At 37.1% G+C, this 21,279-nt stretch carries 20 protein-coding genes; 14 read left to right on the top strand and 6 right to left on the bottom strand.

The genetic code is table 11. The features are described from left to right. Positions 1-16 precede the first annotated feature (16 nt). Positions 17-1,117: a methyl-accepting chemotaxis protein gene (locus tag AC27IF_RS03080; protein ID WP_487052075.1), complete on the top strand. Its 1,101-nt coding sequence runs from the start codon at positions 17-19 to the stop codon at positions 1,115-1,117. 107 nt (positions 1,118-1,224) lie between these two features. Further along, positions 1,225-1,902 carry a DUF3313 family protein gene (locus AC27IF_RS03075; RefSeq protein ID WP_487052073.1) on the top strand — a complete coding sequence of 226 codons (678 nt, stop codon included), beginning with the start codon at positions 1,225-1,227 and terminating at the stop codon, positions 1,900-1,902. A 15-nt stretch (positions 1,903-1,917) separates the two neighbouring features. Here AC27IF_RS03075 and AC27IF_RS03070 read toward each other — a convergent pair whose 3' ends face one another. Both AC27IF_RS03070 and AC27IF_RS03065 read right to left on the bottom strand, forming a co-directional pair. Then, on the bottom strand, positions 1,918-2,190 hold the full coding sequence (locus AC27IF_RS03070) for a hypothetical protein (protein ID WP_487052071.1): 273 nt from the start codon (positions 2,188-2,190) through the stop codon (positions 1,918-1,920). Between the two features lie 131 nt (positions 2,191-2,321). After that, positions 2,322-3,029 (bottom strand): substrate-binding periplasmic protein, encoded by a 708-nt coding sequence (locus tag AC27IF_RS03065; protein WP_487052069.1) that lies wholly within the window; start codon positions 3,027-3,029, stop codon positions 2,322-2,324. A 328-nt stretch (positions 3,030-3,357) separates the two neighbouring features. Here AC27IF_RS03065 and ettA point away from each other — a divergent pair, with 328 nt between their 5' ends. The 3 genes from ettA (at position 3,358) to AC27IF_RS03050 (ending at position 6,060) form a co-directional block, all read left to right on the top strand. Beyond that, positions 3,358-5,037, top strand: a complete 1,680-nt coding sequence (gene ettA, locus AC27IF_RS03060; protein ID WP_487052067.1) for an energy-dependent translational throttle protein EttA — start codon at positions 3,358-3,360, stop codon at positions 5,035-5,037. A 99-nt stretch (positions 5,038-5,136) separates the two neighbouring features. Next, a complete protein-coding gene (locus tag AC27IF_RS03055; protein WP_487052065.1) occupies positions 5,137-5,526 on the top strand; it encodes a PilZ domain-containing protein in 390 nt (129 codons plus the stop codon). Positions 5,527-5,562: 36 nt separating this feature from the next. Further along, positions 5,563-6,060, top strand: a complete 498-nt coding sequence (locus AC27IF_RS03050) for a glycine cleavage system transcriptional repressor (protein ID WP_487052063.1) — start codon at positions 5,563-5,565, stop codon at positions 6,058-6,060. Between the two features lie 23 nt (positions 6,061-6,083). Here the strand turns inward: AC27IF_RS03050 and phoR are convergent, their stop codons facing one another. From phoR to AC27IF_RS03035, 3 genes are all read right to left on the bottom strand, one after another. Beyond that, positions 6,084-7,130, bottom strand: coding sequence for a phosphate regulon sensor histidine kinase PhoR (phoR, locus tag AC27IF_RS03045; protein ID WP_487052061.1), 1,047 nt, complete (start codon positions 7,128-7,130; stop codon positions 6,084-6,086). 91 nt (positions 7,131-7,221) lie between these two features. After that, entirely contained in the window at positions 7,222-7,923 is a 702-nt protein-coding gene (gene phoB / locus AC27IF_RS03040) for a phosphate regulon transcriptional regulator PhoB (protein WP_487052059.1), read from the bottom strand. Positions 7,924-8,092: 169 nt separating this feature from the next. Next, positions 8,093-9,100, bottom strand: a complete 1,008-nt coding sequence (locus AC27IF_RS03035) for a porin (protein WP_487052057.1) — start codon at positions 9,098-9,100, stop codon at positions 8,093-8,095. Positions 9,101-9,433: 333 nt separating this feature from the next. Between AC27IF_RS03035 and AC27IF_RS03030 the strand changes: the two genes are divergently transcribed. The 7 genes from AC27IF_RS03030 to AC27IF_RS03000 all read left to right on the top strand — a co-directional run bounded on the left by AC27IF_RS03030 (position 9,434) and on the right by AC27IF_RS03000 (position 17,910). Continuing rightward, positions 9,434-11,182 carry a sensor histidine kinase gene (locus tag AC27IF_RS03030; protein ID WP_487052055.1) on the top strand — a complete coding sequence of 583 codons (1,749 nt, stop codon included), beginning with the start codon at positions 9,434-9,436 and terminating at the stop codon, positions 11,180-11,182. Between the two features lie 123 nt (positions 11,183-11,305). After that, a complete protein-coding gene (gene rdgC / locus AC27IF_RS03025; protein WP_487052053.1) occupies positions 11,306-12,229 on the top strand; it encodes a recombination-associated protein RdgC in 924 nt (307 codons plus the stop codon). Positions 12,230-12,264: 35 nt separating this feature from the next. Next, a complete protein-coding gene (locus AC27IF_RS03020; protein ID WP_487052051.1) occupies positions 12,265-13,440 on the top strand; it encodes a phosphoglycerate kinase in 1,176 nt (391 codons plus the stop codon). Positions 13,441-13,603: 163 nt separating this feature from the next. Further along, positions 13,604-14,509, top strand: a complete 906-nt coding sequence (locus AC27IF_RS03015; protein WP_487052049.1) for a fructose bisphosphate aldolase — start codon at positions 13,604-13,606, stop codon at positions 14,507-14,509. A gap of 268 nt (positions 14,510-14,777) precedes the next feature. Further along, positions 14,778-15,842, top strand: a complete 1,065-nt coding sequence (gene fba / locus AC27IF_RS03010) for a class II fructose-bisphosphate aldolase (protein ID WP_487052047.1) — start codon at positions 14,778-14,780, stop codon at positions 15,840-15,842. Between the two features lie 288 nt (positions 15,843-16,130). Beyond that, on the top strand, positions 16,131-17,015 hold the full coding sequence (locus tag AC27IF_RS03005; protein ID WP_487052045.1) for a DUF481 domain-containing protein: 885 nt from the start codon (positions 16,131-16,133) through the stop codon (positions 17,013-17,015). 100 nt (positions 17,016-17,115) lie between these two features. After that, positions 17,116-17,910, top strand: a complete 795-nt coding sequence (locus tag AC27IF_RS03000) for a DUF481 domain-containing protein (protein WP_487052043.1) — start codon at positions 17,116-17,118, stop codon at positions 17,908-17,910. A 115-nt stretch (positions 17,911-18,025) separates the two neighbouring features. Here AC27IF_RS03000 and AC27IF_RS02995 read toward each other — a convergent pair whose 3' ends face one another. Then, on the bottom strand, positions 18,026-19,612 hold the full coding sequence (locus tag AC27IF_RS02995) for an isocitrate lyase (RefSeq protein WP_487052041.1): 1,587 nt from the start codon (positions 19,610-19,612) through the stop codon (positions 18,026-18,028). 342 nt (positions 19,613-19,954) lie between these two features. Between AC27IF_RS02995 and AC27IF_RS02990 the strand changes: the two genes are divergently transcribed. Further along, on the top strand, positions 19,955-20,902 hold the full coding sequence (locus AC27IF_RS02990; RefSeq protein WP_487052039.1) for a LysR family transcriptional regulator: 948 nt from the start codon (positions 19,955-19,957) through the stop codon (positions 20,900-20,902). Positions 20,903-20,919: 17 nt separating this feature from the next. Then, on the top strand, positions 20,920-21,279 hold the full coding sequence (locus AC27IF_RS02985) for a CidA/LrgA family protein (protein ID WP_487052037.1): 360 nt from the start codon (positions 20,920-20,922) through the stop codon (positions 21,277-21,279).

Here is a 21,279-nt window from a genome sequence, read left to right as displayed (position 1 = left end):
TTAAGGGATTCTATTTATGTTTGGTTTTGTCAAAAAAGAACAGCTCTCCACATTAGAAAAAGAAAACCAGCAACTTAAACAACAACTTTTGGCACTTGAAAATGAAGTCACTACTGCTAACGATGAAAGTCAACAGTTAGCTCAAGACATGTCAAATAACACCCACCGTTATCGTCATCTAGAAGATATCAAAAACCTATGGCTTGGCTCTTCAGAGCTAGTTAATAACATCGGTGAGGAGTTAGCTGCTTCTTCTAACAGCTTAGTTAGCCATAGAGATGAGTTTCAATCTTCTCAAGCACTTTTTGATGATATTTTGTCAATGCTTGCTTCAACAATTACCGCGACGTCTAAAATAAGTACTGACAGTCAAAGCGCCTCAACTTCGGTAGATAACTTAAAATCGGCGACCGCAGGCATTAATGACTTTGTAAACATTATCAAAGGAATTTCAGATCAAACCAATTTATTAGCGCTAAATGCCGCTATTGAAGCCGCTCGTGCTGGAGAGCAAGGACGTGGTTTTGCCGTTGTAGCTGATGAAGTTCGAACCTTAGCACAACGCTCTGCAGAAGCCTCTAATGAGATATCTAATTTGATTGAACAAGTTAATCAACAAATGGAGCAAGTGATCGCTGGTATTGGTCATGTAGGTGAAAAAAGTGGCGAAATTAATGAAAGCACCGCTACCATTGAAGCCACAGCCAATAACATAGTTTCTGTATCACAAAATATGTATTCAGTGATTACCAATTCAACCGCTGACTCTATTTTACAAACCGCTAAAATGGACCATATCGCATGGAAAATGGCGGTTTATCAAGTCATGTTAGGTGTCTCTAATAAGAACATTGATGAGTTTGCAGATCATAAAAACTGCCGTTTTGGTCAATGGTACTTTCAAGGTGAAGGGGCAGAAAAATACTCACACTATAATGCTTATAAACGATTAGATGAGCCTCACTCACAAGTGCATAATTATGGCCTAAAAGCCTTAAAAGCGATGAAAAATGATAACATGGAACAAGCTGTTAAAGATTTATCCGTGATGGAAAGTGCTAGTGTCGAAGTCGTTAACCTTTTAACTGCCCTCGCTCATGAGATTACTCAAAAGTAACTGATAATAATAAAACCTAAAATTGTAAAACAAAAAATTACAATCCAATGGTATTAAACGTTTTATACTTAGCTTTATAATTATCCTTATATAGCTATGTATAAAACGTGAAAAAAATTCTTTTTATCCTATCAGTCGTCTTATTACTATCGGCTTGTAGCAGCCGACTAAATCAACCTGAATTTAAATCAGGTTTCCTCAGCGATTACCGCTTTTTCAAAGCTAACCCTAACACTGATAACTCTTGGATCCGCACCAAACCAGGCTTTCGAATAACTAAGTTAAAGCAATATAAAAAAATAGCTTTAAACCCGATAGAAATTTGGCTAGATCCCAATGAAGCAGCGAATATTGTTGATAAAGAAAAACAAGCCAAGCTAACCGACTATTTTGAGCAAAGAATTAAAGAAACCGTTGGAGATCGCTATGAGTTTGTTGAGCCTGGTACCAAAGATTCATTATTAATCAGAATGGCGTTAACCAATATAGAAGAGCTTGAGCCTGAGCTTTCTCCTTTAGATGTCATCCCCTTTCGAGCGGTTATGAAAGCCGGAGAGAAAGTGTATTTGCTGGCAACGGCTCAAAAAGCAGTGATAGGTGCCGCAAGTTTAGAAGTAGAATTCGTCGATACCAACTCTAATCGAGGCCTAGTTGCTGTTATTGTTAATAACAAAACGGATGAAATGAATGTTAGTGATGACGAGTCAAACATAGATAGTGTAAAACTCGTCATCGATGATTGGGTTAAGCGTTTATCAAAAGCAATAACACCCAACGTAAAGTAAGTGAAGTGAAAGAGCTTACCCCTCTTTCATTTCAAAACAATTTTTCAAAGACCACAGCATGCCTTTTTTAAAACCATCGACATAGTAATCACTTCTTAGCGTGCCATCAGACTTTTCACCACGCATTATTCCACCGGCGGCATACTTAAATTTAGTGGTATTACCTGCCACTTGCTCGCATAATTCTCGCTCTTTAACGGTTTGTCCAACAGCAAACCCGATTGGCCACTGTAGCGTTACAATCGCTATAACACTGGTTGCTAGAATTAATTTTGTACTTATTTTCATTTAGTTATCACCATATCTTGTCGAAGTTATTCTCGAATTATTTGGTGCGTATTCTATGAGTGAAGTAAAAACAAGTCTGTAACAGCATGTTATTCATTAAAGGCGTTACTTGGAAATAATACCCAATCGGATTAATACTTTTCCAATATTTTTTGCCAATCAGTATCATTTTCAAGGTTGGCAACAATAGGAGATACTTCATCATAAATAGCTTGGTTATGATGTGGAATCAGCACTCGCCGCTGATAAGTGTCATGGGGCTTCTTTGATAGATAAAATTCATCTTGCCAGTTTTTAGCTGACGATAAATAATTAAAAGTTGAGCGGCTAACAATACCTACGTCTACTCGTTTAAGTAATAGCATTTGTAGCAGCTCATGCTCACCTATAGTGTCATAACGATTTATTTCGCCTGAGCTAACTAAGTCATTAATCCCAAAATAGTAAAAACCACGCACACCACCTAAAACCTTGCCAGCAAGAGACGATGGTTCATGATACTCAAAGGCAGTTTGAGACAAGGAGACTACCTCGTCTTGGTCTTGATATACATTTCCGGTCCATAGATACTTTGTCTCAGCTTTATCTTTAAACCAGGTAGGGTTAACCCCCAGTAAAAGACCATCAAGCTTTCCAGAAGTTAGCATATTATCAATCCGCTTTTTGGGAACGAAAACGGTATTGAAATGATATTTTTCACTTTTAGTATTTAGGTAGTCAGAGAAGTCAAAATACAAACCTAGTTTATTAGTATTGCTAACAATAAATGGTGGTTTAAGGTGATAAACATAAACATCAACATTGGTTTTGTGTGTGGCAATACCAAAAGGCGAGAACACAAAAACAAAAAAAACGCATAACTTTTTGAATGTACTTAGCAAAATAATAATACCGCTGATATTTCACTTAAAATGTAAAATCAACTTAACATAAACAGCCAAAAACGTCTATTTTCTTACCATGCAGTCGTTAGTAATATGAACATCAAACATGTTAGTTGGCGAAATTATCAGGCCTAACTTGGTAAGTTGTATAAACCCTAATATTGCAAGATAGACTTGAATAGATTAAAACAATTACCAGTTATTAACGGTACATTTGCTTGCCCTCCTCCTTTAACCTAAAATAACCACAATTATAATTTCCTCTCAAATAAAAGGTATCTACATGGCTCAGCCGTTACCAGATAAATTCATCATGTCGATGAACCGAGTTTCGAAGATAGTTCCTCCGAAACGCACCATTTTAAAAGACATTTCCCTTTCATTCTTCCCTGGCGCCAAAATCGGTGTTTTAGGTTTAAATGGCTCAGGTAAATCGACGCTACTTCGCATTATGGCGGGTGTTGATACAGAATTTGAAGGTGAAGCTACCGCATTAGCTGGTACTAAAATTGGCTATTTGCCACAAGAGCCGCAGCTAGATGAAAACCAAACTGTTCGTGAAGCAGTAGAAGAAGGTGTCGCTGAAGTTAAAAACGCTATGGCACGTCTTGACCAAGTGTATAACGAATACGCAGAAGAAGGTGCTGATTTTGACGCGCTGGCTAAAGAGCAAGGTCAACTTGAAGACATTATCAACTCACAAGACGGCCATAACATTGATAACGTGCTAAATCGCGCCGCAGATGCTTTACGTTTACCTGAGTGGGATCAAAAAATTGCCGTACTATCTGGTGGTGAACGTCGCCGAGTCGCATTATGTCGTTTATTACTTGAAAAACCTGACATGTTATTACTTGATGAACCGACTAACCATTTAGACGCAGAGTCTGTTGCTTGGTTAGAGCGCTTCTTACATGACTATTCAGGTACTGTTGTGGCCATTACCCATGATAGATACTTCTTAGATAATGTTGCTGGCTGGATATTAGAGTTAGACCGTGGCCATGGTATTCCTTATGAAGGAAACTATACTAACTGGCTTGAGCAAAAAGATGCACGACTTGAGCAAGAAAAACGTACCGAAAATGCACTCGCAAAAACGATTAAGCATGAGCTTGATTGGGTACGTTCAAACCCGAAAGGCCGTCAAGCGAAAAGTAAAGCACGTATGGCTCGTTTTGAAGAGTTATCAAGTAATGAAAATCAAAAGCGTAATGAAACTAACGAATTATACATTCCGCCAGGGCCACGCTTAGGTGACAAAGTTATTGATGTTGAGAATTTAACTAAATCTTATGGCGATCGTGTATTGATCGATGATTTGAGCTTCAGCATACCTAAAGGAGCGATTGTTGGTATTATTGGCGCTAACGGTGCTGGTAAATCAACCTTGTTTAAAATGCTTACCGGCGCAGAAACCGCAGATTCAGGCTCAGTATCAGTTGGCGATACAGTACAACTTGCTAGTGTTGATCAGTTCCGTGACGACATGGATGATTCAAAAACGGTTTATCAAGAAATTTCAGAAGGTAGTGAGATCATTCAAATTGGTACTTATGAAATTCCGGCGCGTGCATACGTAAGCCGTTTTAACTTTAAGGGTAATGACCAGCAAAAAGTTATTGGTCAATTATCTGGTGGTGAGCGCAACCGCGTACACTTAGCTAAGTTAGTGAAAACCGGTGGCAATGTACTTTTACTCGATGAGCCTACCAATGATTTAGATATTGAAACATTACGTGCTCTTGAAGAAGCTATTCTTGAGTTCCCAGGCTGTGCCATGGTTATTTCTCATGACCGTTGGTTTTTAGATCGCATCGCTACTCACATAATAGATTATCGTGATGAAGGGAAAGTTAATTTCTTCGAAGGTAACTTCACTGAATATGAAGCGTGGATGAAGAAAACCTTAGGTGCGGCCGCTATTGAGCCACACCGCATAAAATACAAAAAAATAGGCTAACTAACCAAGCATTACAGGCTGTTAATTATTACTATTTTTAACAGCCTTTTGGGTACCAATTAGTTAAAAACCCGTCTATGCTAAGAATATGTTTTATCAATGATTAACTTCGATGGGCATATTTTGATAGAAAACAGACGACAATTTACCCGTATTTTATTTTCAATAAAGGCAGAGCTAACTGTTGAAGAAGATACTTATCCGGTATCTATCCATGACATATCGCTCAATGGAGCATTAATTACTGCCGTAGAAAGTGAACATGCTTTAAAAGGTAAGTTTGGCACGTTAAGTTTTTTCTTATCTGATGGTGAATCAGAAGTAAGCATGCATATTGCTGTAGTACATGAGCATGAAGATGAAACAGGCCTACAATGTAACGCCATTGATATTGATAGTGTTACCCACCTTCGCCGCTTAGTTGAATTAAACCTAGGTGATAGCGATCAACTAAATAAAGAGCTTAGTCAACTTTCCAGACTTGCTTGATTTTCGCCCCCTCTCCACACACGTATAGGAAGTATTATGAACCACCTTGTTATCTCTTGTATTGGCCCAGATAAAACAGGCCTTGTTGACTCATTATCTAAAATAATCAGTAGCCATCACGGAAACTGGCAAGTCAGTAGCTTGCACCATTTATCTGGTTTTTTTGCCGGTGTTATTGAAGTTGCTGTTGATGAAAGTCATTGCCAAGCGTTAATTAGCGATTTAAAAACAATCTCAGGTCTTAATTGCCAAGTTGAAGTAGCAGAGCAAGATACCTCAAGTATAAATACTAGCTTAGTCTTAGAATTAACCGCAAACGATAGATCAGGAATCATCCAAGAAATTTCATCGGTGATCCACCAACAGGGAGGTAATTTAATTAAACTCGTTAGCTCTCAAGCAAGTGCTCCACATACCGGACAATTAATGTTTAATGCCAAAGTACAGATTGCCATGAATGAATCTGACTTAGATGAGCTGGTTTCTGCACTTGAACATATCGCAGATGATTTAATGGTTGATATTACTCGATAACACAAGTTTTCTGATGGAGGAAATTATAAAGCAATTTCCTCATCAAAATAGATTGAGAATTCACAGCCACTACCCCACTCACTGGTAATTACCAACTCAGCTTTATGATGTAGTAACACATGTTTTACGATAGCTAAGCCTAAACCTGAGCCACCAGTATCACGAGAGCGTGACTTGTCTATGCGGTAAAAACGCTCAGTTAAACGATTAACATGTTCAGCTTTAATACCACCGCCATTGTCTTTAACACTGAAGACCATTTTATCGCCATTCCGTTGCCAGCTAACTTCAATAAGACCATTGGCCGGAGTGTAAGCAATAGCATTTGAAATTAAATTAGCACAGGCACTTTTAAGCTCGGTTTCAATACCGTAAACACCAAAATCAGAGGAAATATTCGCTCGAATTTCATGATTTTTTTCTTGATTAAGCCACTTTGCATCTTCAACTAAATTTTTAACCAAGAATGGCATATCAACTTGATCCATGTCGATATCATCACGATTATTTTCAACTTTAGATAAACTTAACAATTGCTCAATTAAGCGCTCCATTCTACTGACTTGACCTTCAATCGTGCCAAATACTTTTTGCCAATGGGGATCTAATGCATGTTCAGTCTCTTGAATCATTTCCACATAGCCACGTACTACGGTGAGTGGCGTTTTCAATTCATGGGAAACATTCGCTACAAATTCTCTACGCATACGCTTTAATCTGTGATATTTCGCAATAGCCCGAGCCATTAATATTACGCGCTCACTGCCAAATGCCATCACTGAGATTTCTAATTGCAACTCATCATTTAATGGTGAAACCACTGATAGAGGCGTATCAAAATTATCTTGTTGAAGGTAATCAGAAAACTCTGATGCTGTTAATACCTCAGTAATGTGCTGACCGACATTTTCAGGAAACCTGACACCAAGTAAACGCTGCGCTTTTTTATTACCTGCTAAAATTGTTAGCTCTGGTGATAAAACCAACGCCGCATCAGGCAAAGATTCAATGCCTGAATGAAAGCGAAAGTCCTGCTTATCCTGATTGCTGCTGACTGGTGTTTGAGCCAAAGTTATGCCTTGGTCTGAGTTTTCATGAATTAGCATATCGGTATTCACATTATTGATTTCAATGTTTAAGGATTAAAACTAAAAGGAGTAGTTAGTTATGTGCTTTAACTTTACCTGAGAAGCGATAACCTGCACCACGTACAGTTTGAATAAACTCTTCGTGCCCCTCACCTGATATCGCTTTACGTAAGCGTCTGATGTGAACATCTACCGTTCTATCTTCAACATAAACATTTGTGCCCCAAACATTATCAAGTAGCTGCTCTCTTGAATATACGCGCTCTGTATGAGTCATAAAAAAGTGCAATAACCTGAATTCAGTTGGGCCAAGATCTAGTGCTTGATTGTTAATGGTGACATGATGAGAAACCGGATCTAATTTCAAGCCATGAAATTCCACCTTCTCTGCCAATAATGTCGGTGATACTCGACGTATTACCGCTTTAATTCGAGCTATCAACTCTTTGGGAGAAAAAGGTTTAGTCACATAATCATCAACGCCTGCATCCAAACCTTTTACCTTGTCATCTTCATCTGCGCGAGCAGTTAACATAATGATTGGGATATTACGGGTAAATTCATTTTGTTTTAAGGACTGAGCAAGCTTTACACCTGTTCCGCCGGGTAACATCCAATCAAGTAAGATCAAGTCAGGGTATGGCTCAACAATGTTATCTTTTGCTTGTTTAATATCGCAAGCCTCAACCGAGTTAAAGCCATTTTGCTCTAACACAAAAGTGATCATTTCCCTGATTGGGGTTTCATCTTCAACAACTAAAATGTATCCACTCATCCAAACACCTGTAAAATTTATAAAATTACGTCATGTAATTAATAGTAGTGTATTGTGCACAACAATCATGACATTTTTGTGACAAGACTAAAAAAATGTTTAAAAAAAAACCGATAAAAGCAAAGCTAATATCGGTTTTAATAATAACTTTATATGCTATTACATAAGGTTAGAATTTTTGTTCCATACCGATAGCAAAGTAACGTCCTTCATCTGCTTCTTTTATTGTTTGTCCTTCAAAGTCCAAGCCTTCTCGGTCAGTATACCAAGCAAATACTTTAGTATTTTTACCTAACTTATAGTCAACACCTACGTTGATAGCGCCAGCACCAGCAAACTCTTGATATTGTACTTTAGCTAATGCTTTACCTATTTTATAAGAAGCATTTACCGCATAACCATTTTCACTTTTACCCACTAAATCACTGTTTGAAGGGTCAGAAACTTCATTAATTTCACTTTCAGTTAAAATTGCGCCTAAACGTAAATCACCAAACTGATACATACCGACTAAGCGAGTTGTTTCATAAGTTCCATTGTCATTATCCCCTTGCATATTTTGATCATGAGATAGTGATACAAAAAAATCAGTTTTCTTTAAGCTACCATCACCAAATTGTACGCCAACTGAAAACGGGTCACTATAATCATCATCTCCAGAAAGAATATAACTGGCTAAAAATTTAAAGTTGTTAAAGCTTGGTGATTTATAAGTTAATGAATCAGTAACACGATTTTCACCAATAAATAAATGCTTAATATCGCCTTCATAATCGTTGAATAAATCGAATTTTCCTTGCGATACTTTCAATGTGGTATCAGCTCGACCAATGGTCACTTCACCAAAACCACCTTGTAGACCAACCCACTGGTTACGTGCTGTTAAATTTTCTTTATCTGAGTCATTCACATTAACTTGCCACTCAAGTTGATAAATGGCAGTCAAATCATAGCTAGTATCTAGCTCGTATTTACCTTTAACACCTACGCGTGATGCATTACTTTTTAGCTCGTTTGATGTCTCGCCATCTTCTTTCGTTGATTGGATATTGAGGTTTAATTTACCATAAAAATTTACTGCATCATCTAAAACGCTACTGTTTTTATCAGCAGCCATTGCTGACAAAGATAACGCTGAACAAGTCGCTAATGCTATTGAAGACTTTACTAGTTTCATATCTGTACCTTAATTCTCGTTAAGTTATATTTTAAAAATTTGTATAACTCACTAGATTAAAATCAAGCAAGCTAATTGATGGCGGCTATAATATTACCGGTATATTACATAAATATGACACTATACAAAAAATTACACTTATATGACAAAAGCATTACATAATTGTGACTAAGTGTAATTACTTACCTCATGATTATAAGTAATAAACTCGGCTGAGTTTGTTAAAAATAATTAATTGAGCAAAATAGTTTATACCTTCTGGAAAAGTAGCTAAAATCTATATTAACGATACCAAGCTTGATAAACAGAACTTAAGCCTATTAAAGTTGTTCTATGAAAATTACTAGCATTTCTCGAAAACTGTTAACTAGAGTACTCTCCTTTTATTTTATATTGACGGTGAGTGTTACTGGTATTCAAATTGTTGCCGAGTATTTTAATACAAAAAACCATATTAATAGCGAATTATTGACCTTAGAAAAAACTATTAGTGGTAGCTTAACTCGCGCAGTATGGGAATTAAATACTCAACAGGCCATTGATATTTCAGAGGGTTTAGTTGCTATTCCCATGATCAAAGGCATTACAGTTACCGATGAAGCAAACAATATCATTACCCAACTCGGCGAGGTGATCTCTCCAGAGAAGTTGAAAATTGACAATGAAGATCATATAGATGATGGCGCACAAGGCATAAGCTCAATAACCGAAGGTTTATTCGGGCATTCATTTCCATTAATATTCGAATTCTCAGGGAGAACCACATCCGTCGGTAGAGTAACCTTACTATCTAGCAACGCTGTTATTTTTAGTCGTATTAAAGTTGGTATTTATTTTCTTATTGGCAATGCAATTGTTAAAACAGCCTTTTTAGTTTTCTTATTCACTATAGCTTTCAATACATTACTTACTTCACCTCTACAAGAATTAACAGAACAAATTAATCAGGTAGATTTAGACGATCCTGAAGCTTCAAAGCTTCATTCGATGAATTACGAGAAAAATGAACTCAATATCCTAGAAGATGCTTATAACAACCTCATCGATGAATTGATTGACTTTAAAGATAAGCTTGCTCTTTCTCAACAGGAAACAAATCTTGCTAATGAACAGTTAGATGAACAAAATATCCAGTTAGAACAGGAGGTTGCCAAAAAGACCTCTTCACTCAGTAATACCATGTTGAAAATGGAAGTACAGCAACAAAAATTATTGAGTCAACAGCAAACCCTCAAAGATGAAAATATTCGCCGTAGTAAAACTGAACAAACACTATTAACCACGAATAAAGAATTAAAAAGTTCTATAACTGAATTAAATAAAGCGAAAGAGCGTCTACTAGAAGCAGAGAAAATGGCTTCTTTGGGTATGTTATCGGCAGAGGTTTCTCATGAAATTAATACGCCCATCGGCATTAGCATAACCTCTGCTAGCTATCTTTTAGATACCATTGAGCAAATACAGCAAAGTATTAATCAGAAAAAAATCTCCAGACAAACAATAGAAAAGTTTATTAATAACGCCTACCAAAGTACTGAGCTATTAACGACCAATTTGCAAAGAGCCTCTGAATTAATCACCAGTTTTAAGCATGTAGCTGTAGATCAAACCAGTGATAAAATACGATTGATTAACATTGCTAAATATATCGATGAGATAATCCAGTCATTGCACCCTAAATTAAAACAAACCAATCATTGTATTAAAGTACATTGTGACGAAAACATTGAAATATATTCTCATCCAGGAGCCATCGCGCAAATTATTATCAACTTAGTGATTAATTCAATCATTCATGGTTTTGAACATATCAACCGCGGTGAAATTGATATCAGAGTCAGTTTTTCTCAACATAAACTTCACTTAGAATTTCAAGATAATGGCCATGGACTTTCAAAGGAAGGCTTAGAAAAGTTATTTGACCCCTTTTACACCACTAAGGCAGATATTGGTGGTACTGGGCTAGGCACTCACATTGTTAGTAATTTAGTTGTCGATACTCTCAATGGCACCATTGAGGCAAAAAGCATTGAAGAGCAAGGATTAAGCTACCATATTATCATTCCAGATATGCGTAGTTAAATTTCTTTGTTGGTTTGTTTTTTTTCAGTACTATTTTCAACAATTGTTTTCAGGTAATATGGCTGCTTTTAAAAATGAGTATTATGCCAACCTTCATAATACCTCTAGCCTAGGATCCAATTTATGTGGTTTAAGAACCTGTATTTTTTCGCTTTTACTCGCCCATTTGAACACACAGAGCAAGATTTAGAAAAACACTTATCAGAGCATCTATTCACTCCTTGTGGCTCTACAGAGCTTGCTCACTTTGGTTGGGTAAACGCTTTAGGTAAGCATGGTCAATCATGTATTCATAGTGCTAACGGTAGTTTTTTAATCTGTGCACGAAAAGAAGAGAAAATTTTACCTGCTCCTGTTATTAAAGACATGGTTGAAGAAAAAGTTAATTTACTTGAGCAAGAGCAAGGCCGTGGCGCCACTAAAAAAGAAAAAGAACAGTTCAAAGAAGACATTATTTTTGAATTATTACCTCGTGCTTTTTCACGTATTTCAGATACCCACGCTTACATTAGCCCAAAAGATAATATTATTGTTATTAACGCCAGTGCTCGCGGTAAAGCAGAAGATTTATTAGCCTTGCTTCGTAAAGTATTAGGCACCTTACCGGTAACAAGTTTAGAGCCAGATGTACAAGCTGATGAAACTATGACTGACTGGTTAGTTAAGAAAGATTTAGGTGGTAAATTTCAGCTTGGTATGGAAGCAGAATTTAATGCTTTAGGTGATGATGGCGCAGTTATCAGAGTTAAAAATCAAGATTTAGAAAGCGAAGAGATCAAATCACATTTGGATGCTGATAAATATATGGTGAAAGTTGCCCTCGAATGGGACGAGTCACTTTCTTTCATGTTATGTGATGACCTATCGGTTAAACGCATCAAATTCTTCGATGTCATACAAGATCAAAATGAAGATATTGATAGCGATGATGTTGTAGCTAAACTAGATGCTGATTTCGCGTTAATGGCAGGGGAATTGAACCGCTTTATTCATGACTTACTGGCAGAGTTTTCATTAAAAACCACCGACTGTTTAGAAAAAGATTAATCAATATCAAATCGTAAATTTATGTGGAGTCAAACATGACAATTATCAATATGGCTAATGTCGATTTAGCTAATAAACGCGTTTTAATACGTGAAGATTTAAACGTACCTGTTCAAGATGGAAAAATAACCTCAGATGCTCGATTACAAGCAGCTTTACCTACCATTAAACAAGCACTAGAAGCTGGTGCAAAAGTAATGGTAATGTCTCACCTTGGTCGCCCAACAGAAGGTGAATACAACGAGAAGTACTCTCTTCAGCCTGTTGCAGATTACTTAGCCGCAGCTATAAATTACCCTGTTCGTTTGGTTTCAGATTATCTTTCGGGTGTTGAAGTCGCTTCTGGCGAACTAATCGTTCTTGAAAATGTACGATTTAATAATGGTGAAAAGAGCAATGATGACGGACTAGCGAAACAACTTGCCAATCTTTGTGATGTTTTTGTTATGGATGCTTTTGGCACTGCTCATCGCGCTCAAGCAAGCACCCATGGCGTTGCGAAATATGCACCTACCGCTTGTGCAGGACCATTATTAATTAGTGAGCTTAACGCGTTAGCAAAAGCACTAGACAACCCAGCTAGACCTTTAGTCGCTATTGTCGGTGGTTCAAAAGTCTCAACAAAATTAACCGTGTTAGATTCATTATCTAAAATTGCTGACACACTTGTTGTTGGTGGTGGTATTTCAAATACTTTTGTTGCTTCAGCAGGCAATGAAGTAGGTAACTCTTTATACGAAAAAGATTTAATTCCTGAAGCTCAACGACTTCGCAAAGAAACACAAGTCATTTTTGCTGACGATGTAACGGTTACTCGTGATGGGTTCAGTGATTGGAAGCATGATTCTGCGACAAATATCAAAGCAGCTTCAGATGTAGATGCACAAGACGATATCATTGATTACGGCCCTCAAACAGCTGCTAAAGTTGCTGAAATAATCAAAACTGCCGGTACTATTTTATGGAATGGACCGGTTGGCGTTTTTGAGATAGATGCTTTTGCAAAAGGTACCGAGGTAATCTCTCATGCCATTGCCGAAAGTAATGCATTTTCGATTGCTGGTGGTGGTGACACATTGGCTGCTGTTGATAAATACGACATAAAAGATAAAGTATCTTATATCTCAACTGGTGGTGGTGCTTTCCTTGAGTTTTTAGAAGGTAAAAAGTTACCTGCTGTTGAAATTTTAGAACAAAGAGCAAATAGCTAACCACAGTAGCTACAGAACACGGCCTAGTAAATAAAATAACAATATAGTTATATTTTGCTAGGCTTATAATAATACATAAAAATAATATTATACTCATAATTATGAGTAACTTAACGTACCCAAACTCATGAACTTTCAAAGGTTCAACCTAAAGGAGATGAACATGTCTACAAACTCTGCAGCTATAGCCTCCATGTTAAACAAAGTAGCTACACAAAACGGATTTATTGCAGCCCTTGATCAAAGTGGTGGTAGTACACCAAAAGCCCTTGGATTATATGGAATTAGCCAAAACGAATTTAAAACTGATGAGCAAATGTATGATTTAGTTCATCAAATGAGAACCCGTATCGTCACCAATTCCGCATTTACAGGTGAACGCATATTAGGTGCTATCTTATTTGAGAATACCTTAGACAGAGAGTTTGTCGGTAAATCTGCTGCACAATATTTATGGCAAGAAAAGCAAGTTGTACCATTTCTTAAAGTCGATAAAGGCCTTAATGATGAAGTCAACGGTGTACAGTTAATGAAGGACATTCCTAATTTAGATTCCCTTTTAGATAAAGCTGTTTCTCAAGGTGTGTTTGGTACCAAAATGCGCTCTGTAATCAAATTAGCTAACCAACAAGGTATAAATGATATTGTTAGTCAGCAATTTGAAGTCGCTAAGCAAATCTTAGCCAAAGGTTTAGTCCCTATTATTGAGCCTGAAATTGATATAAATAGTGTGGAAAAGTCAGCAGCAGAAGCGTTACTTAAAACAGCATTACTCAATGCTTTATCGCAACTGCCAAGCGATCAACAAGTCATGCTAAAATTAACTTTACCTGAAACAGATAATTTTTATTCTGAATGTATTAATCATAAAAACATTCTAAAAGTTGTTGCTCTTTCAGGTGGTTACAATAGAGAACTAGCAAATAAAAAGATTGAAGCCAACCATGGCATGATAGCCAGTTTCTCAAGAGCATTAACAGAAGGTCTTAGTGATAAACAATCTGACAATGACTTTACCACCACATTAGACACAGCTATTGAGAGCATATATAACGCTTCAAAAACCTAATACCGGTTAATGCTTTTTATAGAAGTAACACCATGTTAATTCGTGTGGTTAACTTTCAGTCATAATTACAAAAACCTCGATAAAACAGCCCGTTTTATCGAGGTTTTTTTGTAAGTTTCGTACAAAAAACATATTTTCTTCCTAAGACTGTTAAAAGAACAACTTTAAGTGCCTGAACGGATAAATAACTGCTACAATACCCGTTATACACCTCGTAAGTTTACATACTTACCCACAAATATTAATCGGCTAATTTTAGGAGTAATCAATGGCTTTAATATCAATGCGTCAAATGCTTGATCATGCAGCTGAGTTTGAATACGGCATACCTGCATTTAATGTAAATAACTTAGAGCAAGTGCGCGCTATCATGCTCGCAGCAAATGACACTGACAGCCCTGTAATAATGCAAGCTTCAGCAGGTGCAAGAAGTTATGCTGGCGCTCCTTTTTTACGTCATCTAATTTTAGCCGCTATTGAAGAATTTCCTCATATCCCCGTGGTAATGCATCAAGATCATGGTACTTCACCTAGCGTATGCCAACGCTCAATTCAATTAGGCTTTTCATCGGTCATGATGGATGGTTCATTGGGAGAAGATGGTAAAACGCCTAGCAGTTATGAATATAACGTTGACGTAAGTAAGCGCACAGTTGAAATGGCTCATGCATGTGGCGTATCTGTTGAAGGGGAATTAGGTTGTTTAGGCTCATTAGAAACAGGGATGGCCGGCGAAGAGGATGGCATTGGTGCTGAAGGTATATTAACTAAAGAGCAAATGCTAACGGATCCTGAGGAGGCAGCTGATTTTGTTAACAAAACTCAAGTAGATGCATTAGCCATAGCTTGTGGAACTTCTCATGGTGCTTATAAATTTACTCGTCCTCCTACGGGGGATATCTTAGCGATTGATCGAATTAAAGCGATTCATAGTCGAATCCCCAATACACATTTAGTCATGCACGGCTCTTCATCTGTACCTCAAGAGTGGCTTAAAGTGATTAATGAGTTTGGTGGAAACATTCCTGAAACCTACGGAGTTCCTGTTGAGCAAATTCAAGAAGGTATTAAAAACGGTGTTAGAAAAGTCAATATAGATACTGACTTGCGACTTGCAGCGACTGGCGCAATACGCCGATTTTTAGCTCAAAACCCTAGCGAATTTGATCCTCGTAAGTTTTTGAAAGTTTCTACCACGGCCATGTATGACATTTGTAAAGCCCGTTACGAAGCTTTTAATACAGTCGGTAATGCGAGTAAAATCAAACCTATAAGTCTAGATACCATGTTTGATCATTATCAAGCCGGTAAATTAACCGCATTAATCAAATAACTAAAACTGCTAAGTTTATACACTGACATTACTTCATCACAGAATTAATGGAGATAAAATGACAGTGTATAAACGGCAAATATTTTTGCCGATCCTCCCTTCTAGCTCTTTTAAATATGCACAACTTCATTATAATGTCCCTTTTATAATATTGTGATTTACCAATAGCCCTGTTACACCTCGCTTGTACACTTGCTTTTAAATCCAAATAATAATCTGACAACATAAGGAATTCCTTAAGGAATTCAGCCTTATATAAATTATTTTGTGCCATAATAAGAGAAAAAAATGATCCGCCATTTAACTTTTACTTCATTTTTTCTTTTGTCTGTTAACGCTTATGCACAGGGAAGTAACTCTCAAGACGAGAAAAATCATACTCAGACAAATGAAAAACATTATAGCAGTGAAGCATCTGCCGCTGACGTGCTATCAAGCTTAAAACAAGCAGAAGAATCTGAAGATGATATTTTAGCGCCAATGCTAGCAGGCTCTGCCGAACTTGGCTTACTTTATAAAACAGGTAATACCAACAGTGGCGATTTAAAAGGTGGCATTGATTTACGCTTTCAACATGGCTTATGGACAAGTTTACTGAACCTTGATTTATTAATTAAAAGGGCGGATGTTGAAGATGAAAATGGCGACAGCCATTTTGAAACTACCGATCAAAAATGGACAGTGACTTCGCAAACTAACTACAGCCTAGGTACCGGTGAAAAGAACTATGTTTACGGTAATATCTGGTATGAAGACAGCGAATTTAATAGTTTTGTCAATCAAAGCTCAATCTCTACTGGCTGGGGTAGAAATTGGTTTAAGAGTGAAGAAGCTTCACTTTGGGCCGATATTGGCCCAGGTTATAAACGTGATTTATTTAAATCAACAGACACTGAAATTGGAAAAACTGAAGACTCATGGATTGTGCAAGCACAAGCACTTTATATTAGAAAGCTTGGTGAGCATGTAGAATTCAAACAATTTGTAAGCGCTAAGCACTCAGTTAAAAGCGCTGATAATAGTATTTATAAAGCCGAAACTAGTATTACCACTAAATTAATTTCGACTTTACAACTTAAGTTCACCTTCACGGTGGATTACAATACCGAAGTAGAAGAAGAACAAAAAAACATGGATACACAAACAGCTGTAACGTTAGTATATAGCTTCTAATCTCACATTAGATGCTTTTCATATTTAACATTAATTTTACACTTGTTATAATCCCTTAGTTTTTAATAATATTATACCTCTATCATAACAAGGGAAAATCATGGACCGTAAACTAACGTTAGCATCTTTATGCTTGCTACCGCTAGCTTCATTCGCCACAGTTGCTGAAGAAGCACCGAGCGAAGAAGCTGAAAAATCAGCATTTACTGCATCAGCCGAACTTGGATTTTTATTTAAAACTGGTAACACCAAGAGTGGTGATTTAAAAGCTGGCTTCAATATTAAGCATGAAAAAGATAAATGGCGTTCTGTTGTTGCCTTTAACATTCTCGCTAAAAAACTCGAAGAAGAAAATGCAGAGACTGGCGAAGACGAGTTTGTAACCAAAGATAACAAATGGGATATCATCGGACAAACTAACTACAGTATTGGCGGTGCGGGTAAAAACTATCTTTACGGTAACCTAGCTTATGAGCAAGATAAATTCAGTGGCTTTGAGTCACAAAGTTCATTTTCTGCGGGTTGGGGTCGTCACTGGTATGAAACTGAAACATCTTCATTATTTGCTGATGTGGGTCCTGGTGTAAAATATGACGTTACGCGTGCTTCTGAAACAGAAGATTCATCAAGTAGCACTAACTTTATTATACAAGCGCAAATGCTTTATCAACATCAGTTAAATGAACATGTTGAATTTAAGCAATACCTTGTTGCTAAACAAGCGACACAGTCTGGCGAAAACAGTGTATATAAATCAGAAACGTCAGTAACAGCTTCTTTAATCGATTCATTGCAACTTAAGTTTGCTATCCGTGTTGATTACGATACTGAAGTTGAACCAGAATATGAAAATACCAATACCGAAACTTCAATGACGTTAATTTATACTTTTTAATTAACGCTGATTCGATAAAAAAAGGCTGATACTATTTTAAGTATCAGCCTTTTTTGTATTTAGTTAGCAAACTCTAACTCTACTATAGAGGTAGAGTTTACTTTTAACGCCACTCTTAACTGAATTGGTTAGAAGTGTTTTTAGCGCCACCAGCTTTTAAGGCATTTTCGCCAGCAAAGTATTCTTTATGATCATCACCCATGTCTGATCCTGACATGTTTTGATGTTTAACACAGGCAATACCTTGACGGATTTCCTTACGTTGTACACCTTTAACATAACCAAGCATAGCTGCATCACCAAAGTATTCTTTAGCAAGATTATCTACAGACAAGGCCGTTGTATGATAAGTCGGTAGCGTAATCAAGTGATGGAAAACATTCGCTTCACGGGCAGTGTCAGCTTGGAAAGTACGAGTACGCTCATCAGCAATAGCAGACAATTCAGTTTCATCATACTCGGCATTCATTAAATCAGCACGAACATATGCAGATACATCTTCGCCTGCTTCAACCATTGCATCATAGGTTTGCTGACGGAAGTTTAATGTCCAGTTGAACGAAGGTGAATTGTTATATACAAGCTTCGCATCTGGGTGAACTTTACGAACATCATCCATCATCCCTTTGATTTCGTGTACGGTTGGCACTGCCGTTTCTATCCACAGTAAATCAGCACCAGCATTAAGTGCGCCGATACAGTCAAATACACAACGCTCATGACCAGTTCCTGCACGGAATTGATATAAACCTGATGGTAAACGCTTAGGACGAACTAGCTTTCCGTCACGGTTAAAGCAAACATCACCTTCTTGCATGTCAGTTACGTCAATCTCTTCAACGTCTAAGTATGAGTTATAGATATCGCCAGAATCGCCTGGCTCTTTAACAACGGCTATTTCTTTAGTAAGGCCTGCACCTTCTGAATCAGTACGTGCAACAATAAGTCCGTTGTCAATGCCTAGTTCAAGGAAGGCATGACGTAATGCACGGATCTTAGAATGGAAATCAGCATGAGGAACAGTTACTTTACCGTCTTGATGTCCACACTGTTTTTCATCAGCAACTTGGTTTTCAATTTGAAGGGCACAAGCACCCGCTTCAATCATTTGCTTAGCCATTAGGTATGTCGCTTCAGCATTACCGAAACCTGCATCAATATCGGCAATAATTGGCACAACGTGTGTTACATGGTTATCAATTTTATCTTGGATTGCAGCTTTATCGGCTTCATCGGCAGCATCTAGTTCACGAAAAAGACCACCTAACTCACGTGCATCAGCTTGACGTAAGAATGTATAAAGCTCTTCAACCAAAGAAGCTACAGACGTTTTTTCATGCATAGATTGATCTGGAAGAGGACCGAATTCACTGCGCAATGCGGCAACCATCCAACCCGAAAGATATAAGTAACGACGATCGGTTTGCCCATCAAAATGTTTCTTAATTGAAATCATTTTTTGTTGACCAACAAAACCATGCCAACAACCTAGAGACTGTGTGTATTTAGTTTTATCTGCATCGAATGCTGCCATATCTGCATTCATAATATCTGCAGTGTACTGGGCAATTTCTAAACCAGTTTTAAATTTATTCTGAGCACGCATACGGGCGATTGACTCAGGGTTTATTGCATCCCAAGAACTACCTGCTTTTGCTTTAATTGCTTTTACTGCTTCAATTGCACTTTGATAATTAGACATGTCATTCTCCAATGGGTCTTATTTAGCATTAATCTCGCTGCTGTATTTTAAATATAGGTGTAAGTAACTTAGTAAGTTGTCACACCGAACAACAAAAAGAATAAACCAATAGATAAACATTTATGAAATATATAATTAACATTATCAGTATTCACATAGAAAATACCTGAGTTAAAACTCTAATACAGAAATACACTTCCCTATCTATAACAAGGAGTTAGGATATTTAACGACTAATAATAAATAAATTAATACTAAAAGCTAATTGGAAAACCATTGAACATCCTACAAATTTAGCTTATATATATTTAAATTATGTTTTATTGAAGAGCCATTAAAATTATGAATATTTCAAAGATCGACTTAAACCTACTTATTTATTTAGATGTTCTACTTAGAGAGAAGAATGTTACTAGAGCTGCTAGTCAATTAAACATTACCCAGCCTGCAATGAGTAATGGTCTAAAACGTTTAAGAACATTATTTAACGACCCTATTTTAGTACGCACCTCTGACGGTATGGTTCCTACAGAAAGAGCAAGAACATTAGCTCCAAGCATCAGAAAAATATTGCTTGAGTTAGAAGAAGCTTTACAAGGGGAAGAAGAATTTAACGAGAAAAGTAGCACACGTGTTTTTCGCATTATGGCCAGTGACTATGCGGCTTCCACTCTACTTCCAAAGTTACTAAAACTATTAAATAGAGTAGCACCTAACATCACTATTGATATCATGACGCCAAGTGATGTCACCTTTCATGATGTGGAAGCAGGCAAGATTGATATGGCCATCAACCGTTTCGAAGAGTTACCACAATCTTTTCATCAAAAATCAATTTGGCGAGACTCTTTTTCCTGCCTGCTAAGTGCAGAGAACCCAGTGGTTAGTAAATTTAACTTGAATTCTTATTTAGCTGCGAAGCATGTATGGGTGTCAAAAACAGGTTTTGGTGTCGGTATTGGAATGAACCCAGGTGACATACAAAAGCTTGGTTGGGTCGATGAGTCTCTAGCCCGGTTAGGTAAAAAGCGTGACATTAAAGTTTTTACACGTAACTATCATGTGGCTATGCAATTAGCGTTTGAAGATAATTTAATCGCCACTTTACCCACAAAAGCTGCGCTACTTCACAAGAATGATCCTAACTATATTATTGTTAAACCGCCTTTTGAGATCCCAGATATGGAATTGAAAATGATATGGAGTCCTCTATTACATCATGATGCCAGTCATGTTTGGTTTAGACAGCTAGTTATAGAAGCGGCAAGACAAGTAAAGTCCAATGAGTAGGTGCTAATTGCCAACTTATGAAAAACTTTCTTTACACCCTCATATCAATAGGCTTGTGTTTAGGGATAGGCAAACTTGTTAATTTTTACTTATCAGGTTTGCCAGCTAGTTTATACGGTATGATCTTATATTGCTTATTACTGCAATTAGGTTGGTTAAATGCCCAAAAAATTAGTAAAGCCAATTACTGGATAATTAAGCACATGGGTATTTGTTTTGTGCCATCCGCTGTTGGTGTCATTAATCATTTTGATTTAATAAAGCAACATGGCTTTGCCATCGTACTTTCAATCATCTTAGCAACTTTTATATTACTATCGTTTGTTGGTGTGTTTGCAGATCGATATTTAAATTCACCCACACAAGATAATAATTAG

The sequence above is a fragment of the Colwellia sp. KS18-150 genome (assembly GCF_057551365.1).
Note: the sequence above shows the minus strand (reverse complement) of the source record. Positions and strands in the feature narration are given on the sequence as shown.